Source organism: Bradyrhizobium sp. BEA-2-5 (genome assembly GCF_032918025.1).
In the GTDB taxonomy this organism is placed as follows: domain Bacteria; phylum Pseudomonadota; class Alphaproteobacteria; order Rhizobiales; family Xanthobacteraceae; genus Bradyrhizobium; species Bradyrhizobium pachyrhizi.
Window position 1 is genome coordinate 6,122,867 of record NZ_CP136629.1, and the last position, 12,416, is coordinate 6,135,282.

Below are 12,416 nucleotides of genomic sequence, written 5' to 3' on the forward strand. Positions count from 1 at the left end.
GTGATCTCACAAGTGAGCTTGCGGTTGAGCCTCACGACTGCGCCGGACGCGCAGTCCATGATGTGACGATGTTTGGCTCACTAAGTCGTCCCGGCGAACCGCGCTGCACAAGCCGCGCGCTCGCCCCGGCGACCGCATCATCGATCGACGAGCGTCGTCATGCGCGCATGTTGGCGCGCGCTCAGAAGCCGCCCCAATAGGGCGGCACGCCGTAGAAGCGATGCAGCTCGACTTCCTGCGAGCGATCGCCCCAATCGAAATCCTTGTCGGCACGGAACGACGGCGCGCGCTTCAGCTCCTCGTCCTCGATGTCGAGCTCATAGGCCTCGAACTTCGGGTTGTAGTGCAGCCGGCCCCAGGGCAGCGGGATCAAATTGGTTCCAATGCCCAGGAAGCCACCGAAGCTCAACACCGCGTACGATACCTTGCCCGAGATCTTGTCGATCATCAGCCGCTCGATATGGCCGATCATGTCGCCATTGGCCCGGCGCACCGCCGTCCCCTCGACCCGGTCGCTTGCAATGAGCTGATGCGGCCTGGTCCCGACCTCGACAGCCATCTCACCCTCCTTGACCTGAAAGGGAAATAACGCGTCGCCGGGGTAACGGGTTCCGCCCCCGGATGCGACAGCCGCCCTGCCCTTTCTCCGGCTGCCATGGCGGCCAGGGCGCTGTCCCGGGAGGGTTCTGCCCGCATTCCGGGGCATCAGGATTGATGAAAGAACGATAACTTTTCTCCCTGCCGCCGACCTGTTAACCCGGATAGCCGGGCAAGATTTCAGACACACACTGAAACAAAATTCCTGAGCCGCTTTCCCCGAATCACGGACAAAAAGATCGGTATGACCCAGGCTGCGCCCAATATCCTTGTCGTCGAGGACGACCGCGAGACGCGGTCCCTTATCGCAAAATATCTCCGTACCAATTCTTGTCATGTCACGACCGCCTCCGACGGCCGCGAGATGGCCAAGGCGATGACCGACCACCGCGTGGATCTGTTGGTTCTCGACGTCATGCTGCCCGGCGAAGACGGCCTCAGCCTGTGCCGCAAGGTGCGCGCGGAATCGCAGACGCCGATCATCATGCTGACCGCGCGCGGCGAGGACGTCGATCGCATCGTCGGCCTCGAGATGGGCGCGGACGACTATCTTCCGAAGCCGTTCAACCCGCGCGAGCTGCTCGCGCGGATCAACGCGGTGCTGCGCCGCCAGGCCGCGGCGCACAACGCCAGCGCGATCGAGGGCGCGACCACGCTGACCTTCCTCGGCTGGCGTATCGACATCCGCCTGCGCGAACTGCGCAATCCCGAGGGCGCGCGCGTTGCGGTGACCAGCGCCGAGTTCGATCTGCTCAGGACGTTCTGCGAGCGGCCGGGCCGCGTGCTGTCGCGCGACAGCCTGCTCGACCTCACGCAGGGCCGCAACGCCGGCTCGTTCGAGCGCTCCATCGACGTGCTGGTCAGCCGCATCCGCCGCAAGATCGAGCCCAATCCGGCCGACCCCACCCTCATCAAGACGGTGCGCTCCGGCGGCTATCTGTTCACGCCGAGGGTGGAGGCGGTTGCCGCCACGAACAACTGACCATGAAGCTGCTGCGCGTGCTGAGTCTGCGGGGGATCGGCGCCCAGATGGCGGCGCTGGTCGTCGTTTCGATCGTCGCGCTGCATTTGATCATCACCGCCACCTTCCTGATCCATCGCCCTGATCGGGTGGAGCCTTCGGACCGCTGGCACACCCAGCTCGCCGCCGCCGCGCAACTGCTCGGGCATGCCCCGGCGTCGGAGCGGCCGCGGCTCGTGGCCGACGTCGCCCGTGCCTTCCCACAACTTGCGATCAGCGACCTGCCGGCCGATGCCGGCGCGCTCACCGAAACCGACACGCCGAGCCTGCACGCGCTGCGCCGGCTCGGCGCCGGCTATCGCATCTTCCTGCTGCCGCGCGAGGCTGGCGGCACGCCGCATGACGGCGACATTCGCCGCGTCGCGATCCGCCTGCCCGACGGCGCCATGTTCGCCGCCAACCTGACGCCGGATCAGCACATGCGGCCGTTCTGGGGTGGACCGTGGATGATGACGGTGCTGTTCGCCGTCATCAGCGTCACCCTGCTCGGCCTGTGGGCGGCATGGGCGCTGACCGCGCCGCTGTCGTCCTTCGTCAAGGCCGCCGAGACCTTCAGCCTGAACGGCGCCGCCGCGCCGCTGCCCGAGCGCGGTCCGGAGGAGATCCGTTCGCTGGCCCGGGCGCTGAACCGGATGCGCGAGCGCATCACCGCATTGATCGACGATCGCACCAAGATGCTGGCCGCGATCAGCCACGATCTGCGCACGCCGATCACGCGGCTGCGCCTGCGTGCCGAGTTCATCGAGGACGAGGGCAACCGCAGGCGCATGCTGATCGATCTCGACCAGATGCGCTCGATGCTGGAATCGGTGCTGTCGCTGCTGCGCAACGATCGCAAGATCGAGGCCTTGACGCTGGTCGACATCGCCAGCACGCTCCAGCTCATCGCCGACCAGTTCGGCGACATGGGTCACAAGGTCAGCTACGCGGGCCCGCAGCACGCGATGGCGACCGCGCGACCGGCCGACCTGCATCGCTGCATCACCAATCTGGTGGAGAATGCCGTGCGGTTCGGCGGCGAAGTTGCCGTGCGCCTCGACGTCAGGCCCGACCGCCTCGTCATCGACGTCGAGGACGACGGCCCCGGCATTTCGGATGCGCGCAAGCTGGAGATGCTGGAGCCGTTCGTGCGCGGCGACGACGCGCGCACCATGGACGAGGCCGAAGGCTTCGGCCTTGGTCTGTCGATCGCCAACGCCATCGTGCTCGCGCATGCCGGCACGCTGTCGCTGCACGATCGCAAGCCGCACGGGCTCGTGGTCCGGATCGAATTGCCGGCGCGGCAACAGCAATTGCAGCGGCAGAAATCCGCGGCCTGATCAGCCGAAGCTGATGCGATGAGGAGACGTCAGGCGGCGAGCGGCGTAATGAGCTCCGCTTCCTCGTAGATCGCGATGGCCTCGAAGCGGTAATTGCAGGCGCGGCAATTCCACAAGAACGAGGAGCGGCCTTCGCTGTGCTCCACCCAATCAGGGCGGGCGATCGGCTTGCCGCATTGCGCGCAGGGATTTTCGCGAGGCATATAGCCGGTGTCCTGACGGACCATGGCGCATCTCCCGAATGTTGTTTTTTGCGTGCTTGCAATGGACAGAGCTGCTGACTGAACGCTCGCACGCTCTGTCGTGGATGAAGCTTAGACCTTCATTGAATCGTTTGCACGACAAACTGCTGTGGACAGCGTGCGGCAAAATTAGTCAGAAAAATTAGAAGGAAATGGCAGGCCAAGACAATTTTGGCTGAAACGGTTGAAGGAAGCATCCGTCTTGCAATCGCGTCGTCCTTTCACCCCATGACCTCACCCCATGACCGGAAAATCACGGATGCATAACGTTCGCTGATGCGAAGGTTTTGCCACATTCCTGCCCGCTCGCCGTACCAATGAGACCGCAGAACCGACGCGCATCTGAAAGCCCGAGCGATTGAGATGAAGACCGTACAAGCCCTTGGCTGCCTTGCCGCGATCGCGCTGCTGGCGTCCTGCGCGAGCGCGCAGGCGCAATCGCGCGCGCAATATGAGGCGATGGTGGCGGCCGAGGCCCAGGCCAACGGCGTGCCGGAAGCGCTGGTGCACCGCGTGATCATGCGCGAGAGCCGTTACCAGCCGCACCTCGTCGGCCGTGGCGGCACCATCGGGCTGATGCAGATCAAGCTCGCGACCGCCCGCGGGGTCGGCTACACCGGCGATGCCGCCGGCCTGCGCGATCCCAACACCAATCTCACCTATGCGGTCAAATACCTCGCCGGCGCCTATCGCGCCGCCAATGGCGATCATGCCCGAGCTGTGCGTTATTTCGCGGGTGGCTATTACTACGCTGCAAAGCGCCAGCGCCGCGATCACCTGAAGGAAGCGAAGCATGGCGGCGCGGGTGCACCGCCGAAGGAATTCGCCAAGTCGGAGCACAAGTCGGAGCAAATGACGGCCGATACCGCCGAGCCGAAGCCGGAACAGGCCGAAAAATAGCACCGATCGCGTCCGCGCAGCCCCACGGCGCGTGCCGGCCATCCTCGACGCCGCCTGTCAACGCGTCTGGCATACAAGTTGACACACGAGCCCATCCGCCTACATTAGCACCGTTCCGAGGGGTGCTCCGAGGAGGAGCTGAGATACCGCAAGCTTGGACTAGCCAGTAGGCGAATAGTCCGGGACCGCGGTGACCCTTTGAACCTGATCCGGGTCATGCCGGCGAAGGGACAGGGATGTTGCAGACGTCAAGACCGCGGGGGGATTCCCCCGTCTCCATCATCGGCGCAGGCATAGCCGGCGCCTGGCATGCACTCTTGCTCGCAGAGGCCGGACGTGCCGTCACCCTGCATGAGCGCAGTGACGCCGCGATGACGGAATCCACAAGCCACTGGGCCGGCGGGATGCTGGCGCCGTGGTGCGAGGCGGAGGCCTCCGAGCCGGCAATCTCCCGGCTCGGCATCCGCTCGCTCGCGCTGTGGCGGCAGCATGTTCCGGAAACCCCGTTCAACGGCTCGCTGGTGGTGGCGCATCCGCGCGACCGCACCGATTTCGAGCGCTTTGCCCGCCTCACCACCGGCCATCGCCGGATCGACGCCGAGGGCGTTCGCGCGCTCGAGCCTTCGCTGGAGGGACGCTTCCGCGACGCGCTGTTCTTCCCGGCCGAGGGCCATGTCGAGCCGCGCCGCGTGCTGCCGAAGCTGCATGCCGCGATCGCCAAGGCCGGCGGCGCCATCAAGTTCGGCAGCGACGCCGAGGCAGCCGATCTCGACGGCGTCGTGATCGACTGCCGCGGCCTTGCCGCGCGCGACCGCGAGCCGAGCTTCGCGGCGTCAAGGGCGAGATGATCCTGATCGAGACCAGTGAGGTGCAGCTGGCGCGTCCGGTGCGGCTGATCCATCCGCGCTGGCCGCTCTACGTGATCCCGCGCGAGGCCGGCCTGTTCATGCTGGGCGCGACCTCGATCGAGGCCGAAGACACCGGCGTCAGCGTGCGCTCGGCGCTGGAGCTCCTGGGTGCGGCCTATACGGTGCATCCGGCGTTCGGCGAGGCCCGCATCCTCGAATTCGGCTCGGGGCTTCGTCCCGCCTACCCCGACAACCTGCCGAAAATCAGGATCGAGCAGGAACGCATCACGGTCAACGGGCTCTACCGCCACGGCTTCCTGATCGCGCCGGCGCTTGCCGAGCTGACGCTGGCCTATGTCCAGCGCGGCCAGATCGACAATGAGGTGATGCAATGCGGGTGATCGTCAACGGCGAGCAGCGCGAGGTGAATTCCGCCAGCGTCGATGCGCTGCTCAACGAGCTCGACTACGAAGGCACCCATTTCGCCATCGCGCTGAACTACGACGTCGTGCCGAAAAGCCGCTGGGCCAAGACCGCCCTGAAGGCCGGCGACGAGATCGAGATCATCACGCCGCGGCAGGGAGGGTGATGATGGCTAGCGCACACACTCTCCCCGCGTCGTCCCGGCGAAAGCCGGGACCCATAACCACGACCGGTTATTGGCGGAACGAACGACGCCTCGCGTACCCCATTGCGAGGCCGCGGCGTATGGGTCCCGGCCTTCGCCGGGACGACGGCACGGTTTGAGGAGACACCACGGACCATGGTGACCTTCTACGGCAAGACCTTCGCCTCCCGTCTCCTGATCGGCAGCGCGCTTTATCCCTCGCCCGCGATCATGCAAGGCGCGATCCGCGCCTCCGGCGCCAACATCGTCACGGTGTCGCTGCGGCGTGAATCCGCCGGCGGCAAGACCGGGGACGCGTTCTGGAAGCTGATCCGCGAGCTCGACGTCACCGTGCTGCCGAACACGGCGGGATGCCGCACGGTGCGCGAGGCGGTGACCACCGCCAAGCTCGCGCGCGAGCTGTTCGGCACCAACTGGATCAAGCTCGAAGTCATCGCCGACAACGACACGCTGCAGCCCGATGTCGTCGGCCTGGTCGAAGCTGCCAGCATCCTGGTCAAGGACGGCTTCGAAGTGTTCCCCTATTGCACCGAGGATCTCTCGGTCGCGAGCCGCCTGGTCGATGCCGGCTGCAAGGTGGTGATGCCGTGGGCCGCGCCGATCGGCAGCGCCAAGGGCATCACCAACCGCGACGCGCTGAAGCTCTTGCGCGACCGGCTGCCCGACATCACGCTGGTGGTCGATGCCGGCCTGGGCGCGCCCAGCCACGCGGCGCAGGCGCTCGAGCTCGGCTATGACGCCGTGCTGCTCAACACCGCCATCGCCAAGGCCGCCGATCCCGTCGCGATGGCCAACGCCTTCCGCCTCGGCTGCGATGCCGGCCGCACCGCTTATGAAGCCGGGCTGATGAACGCCCGCGACTTCGCCTCCCCCTCCACCCCTGTCGTTGGGACCCCGTTCTGGCATGCCGTATCCTGATCGATTCTATCCCGTCGTCGACAGCCTCAAATGGGTCGAGCGCCTGACCAAGCTCGGCGTCGGCACCATCCAGCTGCGCGCGAAGGAGCTCGACGATTCCCAGGCGCTGCAGATCGTCAGCGACGCGCTGGCGATCACCAAGGGAACGCAAGCCAAGCTGGTGGTGAACGACTATTGGCGCGTGGCGGTCGTTGCCGGCGCGGAATATCTGCATCTCGGCCAGGAGGATCTCGCTGACGCCGACCTCGCCGAGATCCGCAAAGCCAAGCTGAAGCTCGGCATCTCCACCCACGACGACGACGAGCTTGCGACCGCGCTCGAAGCCCAGCCCGACTACGTCGCGCTGGGTCCGATCTTCTTCACCACGCTCAAATCGATGCGCTTCGAGCCGCAGGGCATTCCAAAAATCACGGAATGGAAGAAGCGCATCGGCGACATCCCGCTAGTCGCCATCGGCGGCATCAAGTTCGAGCACGCCGCGGAGATCTTTGCCGCCGGCGCGGATTCGATCGCGGTGGTCAGCGACGTCACCCAGAACGCCGATCCCGACGCGCGGGTGCGGCAATGGCTCGGCCTCAGCGCGGAGGCCGCGTGATGCAGAAATTTCCACCGGCGTCATTCCGGGGCACGCGTAGCGTGAACCCGGAATCTCGCGCTACAATCTCGGGATTCCGCGGTCCTAACGGACCGTCCGGAATGACGACAAGATAAGGAGGATCCCTCATGAACATCCGCTCCAACCCCGACACCACCCGTCCCGCCGTCACCACCGGCCCCCTTCCCTCCTCGCGCAAGATCTTCGCGACGCCGGACGCTGCGCCCGACCTGCGCGTGCCCCTGCGCGAGATCATCCTCTCCGAGGGCGCGGGCGAGCCGAACCTGCCGGTCTACGACACCTCCGGCCCCTACACCGACCCGTCCGTGACCATCGACGTCAATGCCGGCCTGCCGCGCAACCGCAAGCAATGGGTGCTGGAGCGCGGCGGCGTCGAGGAATATGAGGGCCGCCAGATCAAGCCGGAGGACAATGGCAGTGTCGGCGCCGCGCACGCCGCCAAGGCGTTCACCGCGCACCACAGGCCGCTGCGCGGCCTCGACGGCCACAAGATCACCCAGCTCGAATTCGCCCGCGCCGGCATCATCACCAAGGAGATGATCTACGTCGCCGCGCGCGAGAACCTCGGCCGCAAGGCACAGCTCGAACGCGCCGAAGCCGCGCTCGCCGACGGCGAGAGCTTCGGCGCTTCCGTGCCCGCCTTCATCACGCCGGAGTTCGTCCGCGACGAGATCGCGCGCGGCCGCGCCATCATCCCCTGCAACATCAACCACAGCGAGCTCGAGCCGATGATCATCGGCCGCAACTTCCTGACCAAGATCAACGCCAATATCGGCAACTCGGCGGTGACCTCGTCGGTCGAGGAAGAGGTCGAGAAGATGGTGTGGGCGATCCGCTGGGGCGCCGACACCGTGATGGACCTCTCCACGGGCCGCAACATCCACACCACCCGCGAATGGATTTTGCGCAACGCGCCGGTGCCGATCGGCACCGTGCCGATCTACCAGGCGCTGGAGAAGTGCAACGGCGATCCCGTCAAGCTGACCTGGGAGCTCTACAAGGACACCTTGATCGAGCAGTGCGAGCAGGGCGTCGACTATTTCACCATCCACGCCGGCGTGCGCCTGCAATACATCCACCTCACCGCCAGCCGCGTCACCGGTATCGTCAGCCGCGGCGGCTCGATCATGGCGAAGTGGTGCCTGGCGCATCACAAGGAGAGCTTCCTCTACACCCATTTCGACGAGATCTGCGATCTCATGCGCAAGTATGACGTCTCGTTCTCGCTCGGCGACGGCCTGCGCCCCGGCTCGATCGCCGACGCCAACGACCGCGCCCAGTTTGCCGAGCTCGAAACGCTCGGCGAGCTGACAAAAATCGCGTGGGACAAGGGCTGCCAGGTCATGATCGAAGGCCCCGGCCACGTGCCGATGCACAAGATCAAGATCAACATGGACAAGCAGCTCAAGGAATGCGGCGAGGCGCCGTTCTACACGCTGGGGCCGCTGACCACCGACATCGCGCCGGGCTATGACCACATCACCTCAGGCATCGGCGCCGCCATGATCGGCTGGTTCGGCTGCGCCATGCTCTGCTACGTCACGCCGAAGGAGCATCTCGGCCTGCCCGACCGCAACGACGTCAAGACCGGCGTCATCACCTACAAGATCGCCGCCCACGCCGCCGACCTCGCCAAGGGCCACCCCGCCGCGCAATTGCGCGACGACGCCCTCTCCCGCGCCCGGTTCGAATTCCGCTGGACCGACCAGTTCAACCTCGGCCTCGATCCGGAGACCGCCAAGAACTTCCACGACGAGACCCTGCCGAAGGAAGCCCACAAGGTCGCCCATTTCTGCTCGATGTGCGGCCCGAAATTCTGCTCGATGAAGATCACGCAGGACGTGCGCGATTACGCGGCGACGCTGAACGACAAGGAGCAACAGGGATTTGGAGCCGAAGGCGCTCAAATCCCGTCTTCAGAAATCGAAAAAGGCATGGCGCAGATGAGCGCCAAGTTCAAGGAGATGGGTGAGAACGTGTATCTCGACGCAGACAAGGTGAAGGAGAGCAACAGGGTGTTTTAACCCTCGCGCTCGTCATGCCCGGGCAAAACCTGGGCATCCATCGAAAACGAAAGGCCGGGTGAAAGCCCGGCCTTTTTGCTTCTAAAACATGATCCGGAAAAGTGCGAAGCGGTTTTCCGAAAAGATCATGCTCAAACAAAGAGCTAAGGCGCGATGACGATTCAACCTAATCTCATCGCGCCTTAGCGTTCACTAAATCCGTCGCGCGTCCGGATGGCCGCGGTCACGACCGGCCCAAAGCCACCAAGAGCGCCCCAGAACAATTGACCTGGATCAACGAAAGGCCCTTCATCTCACCGCATGCTGCGATGCTCAAAAAACGGTGAAAGCCGCGCAGGGCATGTTATCATGGCTCCCCTCAAATAGACGATTGAGCGACTTTCCACATTCGTTTTGCAGAGGTCCTGCAGCTTAATGACCATTTGATTGGAGAGTTTCATGAGAACCTTCAACGCCGTGCTATTCGTATTTCTCGTTGCGCAGGCGGCCTCGACACAGGCTGCGGATTTGAGCGGAGCCTGGACGATCGACGCCTCGGCTTGCAACCAGGTCTTCACCAAGGAGAACAACAAGCTCGCGTTCAGGAAAGATGCCGATCTCAACGCGGGCGGCCTGATCGTTCAGGGCAAGCAAATCACCGGCACGTTTCAGAAATGCACCGTCAAATCGCTGCATGATGACGGGCAGAATATCCGCGTGATTGCGGCGTGCTCGGACGGCGTCGCGATTTCGGACGTGTCATTCGACATAACACTCTCCGGCGAGAACAAGATCATACTCAGCTCCAAGGCACCGGTGCCCATTGAGACGCCGTATGTTCGCTGCTCGATGTGAGGTCGGCGGCGACAGCCGGAGAGCAACGCGGATGATCGGCTAGCGAAGGTCCTACGCTGCGCTTTGCGCGGACCCGTTGGCTAACCTACCCTATGACGCCGTCGCGCCAACGGTCGCTTGCACGCCGACCCGCGGCGCCGCGCCAAACTCGATCTCCTGATACCCCTTCTCCGCCACGCCGTTGATGATCCCCAAGAACTTCGGCGTGCCGCCGTTGTAGACGAAGTAGCGCACGGTGCCCTCCTCGTGGCCGGCGACGTTGGAGTTGTAGCCGGTGAACCAGCCCTTGGCTTTGCGCATCAGCATGATCTCGTACATCTTGACGACATGCGCGGTCCAGCGCTCTTGCGCTTCCAGCGTGGCGTCGGCGCGGGTCAGGCCGCGGTCCCACATGTATTGCAGCAGATTGGTGCACCAGTTGACGCCGTTCTCGATGCCGCGCGGAAAGTTCGTCGACGCCGAGGCGCTTTGCGGCCCGGTCGGCATCAACAGGTTCGGGAAGCCGTGCACGAGCATGCCGAGGAAGGTCGACGGCGCGTGCTTCCACTTGTCGGCGAGGCGCTCGCCGCCGATGCCCCTGATGTCGATCAGGTCATAGGCGCCGGTGATGGCGTCGAAGCCGGTGGCGTAGACGATGATGTCGAAGTCGAAGTCGCGCGCCGTCGTGCGGAGGCCATTTTCGGTGACGCGAACCAGCGGCGTCTCGGAGAGGTCGACGAGCTGCACATTGTCGCGATTGTACGCCTCGAAATATTGCGTCTCCAGCGGCAGGCGCTGCACCCCGAAGCCGTGATCCCGCGGGATCAGCTTTTCGGCGACATCAGGATCGTTCACGCGCCGGCGGATGCGGCCCGCGATGTATTCCGAGAGCTCCGCATTGGCGGCTTCATCCATGAAGATCTCGCGGAAGTTCGCGAGCCAGATGCCGAAGCCGGGCTCGTCATAGAGCTTGTCCCACAGCGCGAGGCGCTCCTCGCGGCTCACCTCGTAGAAGCCGCGCTTGTCGGGGCCGTGGACAAAGCTGCCCGGCGTCAGCGCGCAGGCAGCAAAAATCTCATCATAGCGGGCGCGGATGTCGGCCATCTCCTCGTTGGAGATCGCGGAGTTGTTGAGCGGGGCGCTCCAGTTCGGCCGGCGTTGAAATACGGTGAGCTCGCCGACCTTGTCGGCGATCTCGCCGATCAGCTGGATGCCGGTGGCACCGGTGCCGATCACCGCGACCTTCTTGCCGGCGAGATCGACCGGCTCGTGCGGCCAGTAATAGGTGTGGAACGAGCGGCCCTTGAAGTCCTCGATGCCCGGCACGCGCGGCATGGTCGGTGCGGACAAGAGCCCGATCGCGAGCACCACGAAGCGGCAGGTCAGTTCGCGGCCGTCACTGATTCTCAATTGCCAGAGATCGCGCGTCTCGTCGAACTGCATGACATCGACCTTGCAATTGAACTGCATGTGCCTGCGCAGGTCGAACTTGTCGGCGACGTAGTTGAGGTAACGCAGATTCTCGGGCTGGCCGGAGAAGCGCTCCTTCCAGTGCCACTCGTCGAGCAGCTCGCGCGAGAACGAGAAGCCGTAGGTGTAGCTCTCGGAATCGAAGCGGCAGCCCGGATAGCGGTTCCAGTACCAGGTGCCCCCGAGATCGGGCGCGGCTTCCAGCACGGTGGCATCGATGCCGAGATCGGCCAGCCGCTTGATCTGGTAGATGCCGGCGACGCCGGCGCCGACCACGATCACCTCGTAATGGGTTTTCGCCTCTCCCGTCATGTCCGCTCCAAAATTCTTCTTGATCTGTTGGGCTGGATTACAGACCCTTTTGCCCGGTCAGGCAACCGCGCCGCGGCGCGCGCGACTTGCGTTGAGGCGCTGCGTGCACCACATCGATCGTTGCGACTGAAGCGTAGCCGGATGAGCGTAGCGAGATCCGGGTTCATCCGTCCCGCATATCACTACGCTCATGCGGGCTACCTACCGCATCGTACGTTGGACCGACATGACCGACAATCTCACCGGCGTCTGGGACGGCAGCTATGTTCAGCCGAGCGGCATGGTCACGTTCCTGGCGACGCTGATCGACGCCGGCGGCGCGCTCGGCGGCAGCGTGACCGAACCGTGCGTGATGCCGGGCTGTCCGATCAGCACGCACAATGCCTCGCTCGCGGGTCACCGCTCCGGCAGCGCGGTGTCGTTCGTCAAACGCTACGAGCCGCCGGGCTACGGCTACAACACCGTGCACTATGAAGGCGCGGTCAATGCCGACGCGACCGAGATCGACGGCCGCTGGAGCATTCGCGGCACGGCGTTCTCGGGAAATTTTCTGATGGTGCGTTCGACTGGGCCGGCGCAGGCGGTGACGGCCGAAGACCAGATCCAGGAGCCGGTGCGGTAGCGCGTATTGGGACGCCATATGCGCCAGCCTGGCGGGCGAGGGATGCTCATACGATTTCGGAATATTGGAAATGTATCCCTGATTTG

The 12,416-nt window shown here is 64.6% G+C and carries 12 protein-coding genes, 1 pseudogene and 1 riboswitch; of the genes and pseudogenes, 10 read left to right on the forward strand and 3 right to left on the reverse strand.

Annotation, left to right across the window (positions count from 1 at the left end; all coding sequences use genetic code 11):
* Positions 1 to 181 precede the first annotated feature (181 nt).
* Positions 182 to 559, reverse strand: coding sequence for a PRC-barrel domain-containing protein (locus RX327_RS28945; protein ID WP_028332598.1), 378 nt, complete (start codon positions 557 to 559; stop codon positions 182 to 184).
* A gap of 282 nt (positions 560 to 841) precedes the next feature.
* Here RX327_RS28945 and RX327_RS28950 point away from each other — a divergent pair, with 282 nt between their 5' ends.
* Together RX327_RS28950 and RX327_RS28955 are read left to right on the forward strand one after the other, a co-directional pair.
* Positions 842 to 1,579 carry a response regulator gene (locus tag RX327_RS28950; protein ID WP_317247842.1) on the forward strand — a complete coding sequence of 246 codons (738 nt, stop codon included), beginning with the start codon at positions 842 to 844 and terminating at the stop codon, positions 1,577 to 1,579.
* Between the two features lie 2 nt (positions 1,580 to 1,581).
* The gene (locus RX327_RS28955; RefSeq protein WP_317247844.1) at positions 1,582 to 2,937 is read left to right on the forward strand and encodes an ATP-binding protein; all 1,356 of its coding nucleotides are present in this window, start codon (positions 1,582 to 1,584) and stop codon (positions 2,935 to 2,937) included.
* Between the two features lie 29 nt (positions 2,938 to 2,966).
* On the opposite strand, the gene RX327_RS28960 is transcribed toward RX327_RS28955, so the two are convergent.
* The gene (locus RX327_RS28960) at positions 2,967 to 3,164 is read right to left on the reverse strand and encodes a hypothetical protein (RefSeq protein WP_028332600.1); all 198 of its coding nucleotides are present in this window, start codon (positions 3,162 to 3,164) and stop codon (positions 2,967 to 2,969) included.
* A 378-nt stretch (positions 3,165 to 3,542) separates the two neighbouring features.
* On the opposite strand from RX327_RS28960, the gene RX327_RS28965 reads away from it, so the two are divergent.
* The 7 genes and pseudogenes from RX327_RS28965 (at position 3,543) to RX327_RS28995 (ending at position 9,947) form a co-directional block, all read left to right on the forward strand.
* Complete coding sequence (locus tag RX327_RS28965) at positions 3,543 to 4,079, forward strand: lytic transglycosylase domain-containing protein (RefSeq protein WP_317247845.1); 537 nt, start codon at positions 3,543 to 3,545, stop codon at positions 4,077 to 4,079.
* A 108-nt stretch (positions 4,080 to 4,187) separates the two neighbouring features.
* A riboswitch (TPP riboswitch) is annotated at positions 4,188 to 4,328 on the forward strand.
* A pseudogene (locus RX327_RS28970) lies at positions 4,316 to 5,328 on the forward strand (FAD-dependent oxidoreductase). (Overlaps the previous riboswitch by 13 nt.)
* A complete protein-coding gene (thiS, locus tag RX327_RS28975) occupies positions 5,319 to 5,516 on the forward strand; it encodes a sulfur carrier protein ThiS (protein ID WP_317247846.1) in 198 nt (65 codons plus the stop codon). The pseudogene RX327_RS28970 and the gene thiS overlap by 10 nt, the downstream one beginning before the upstream one ends.
* Before the next feature lie 174 nt (positions 5,517 to 5,690).
* The gene (locus RX327_RS28980) at positions 5,691 to 6,473 is read left to right on the forward strand and encodes a thiazole synthase (RefSeq protein WP_317247847.1); all 783 of its coding nucleotides are present in this window, start codon (positions 5,691 to 5,693) and stop codon (positions 6,471 to 6,473) included.
* Positions 6,460 to 7,068, forward strand: a complete 609-nt coding sequence (locus RX327_RS28985) for a thiamine phosphate synthase (RefSeq protein WP_317247848.1) — start codon at positions 6,460 to 6,462, stop codon at positions 7,066 to 7,068. The genes RX327_RS28980 and RX327_RS28985 overlap by 14 nt, the downstream gene beginning before the upstream one ends.
* A gap of 128 nt (positions 7,069 to 7,196) precedes the next feature.
* Positions 7,197 to 9,113 carry a phosphomethylpyrimidine synthase ThiC gene (gene thiC / locus RX327_RS28990; protein WP_317247849.1) on the forward strand — a complete coding sequence of 639 codons (1,917 nt, stop codon included), beginning with the start codon at positions 7,197 to 7,199 and terminating at the stop codon, positions 9,111 to 9,113.
* Between the two features lie 438 nt (positions 9,114 to 9,551).
* Positions 9,552 to 9,947 (forward strand): hypothetical protein, encoded by a 396-nt coding sequence (locus RX327_RS28995; RefSeq protein ID WP_028332607.1) that lies wholly within the window; start codon positions 9,552 to 9,554, stop codon positions 9,945 to 9,947.
* 90 nt (positions 9,948 to 10,037) lie between these two features.
* Here RX327_RS28995 and RX327_RS29000 read toward each other — a convergent pair whose 3' ends face one another.
* Positions 10,038 to 11,708, reverse strand: a complete 1,671-nt coding sequence (locus RX327_RS29000; RefSeq protein WP_050384997.1) for a flavin-containing monooxygenase — start codon at positions 11,706 to 11,708, stop codon at positions 10,038 to 10,040.
* A gap of 226 nt (positions 11,709 to 11,934) precedes the next feature.
* On the opposite strand from RX327_RS29000, the gene RX327_RS29005 reads away from it, so the two are divergent.
* The gene (locus RX327_RS29005; protein WP_050384996.1) at positions 11,935 to 12,330 is read left to right on the forward strand and encodes a hypothetical protein; all 396 of its coding nucleotides are present in this window, start codon (positions 11,935 to 11,937) and stop codon (positions 12,328 to 12,330) included.
* Positions 12,331 to 12,416 lie beyond the last annotated feature (86 nt).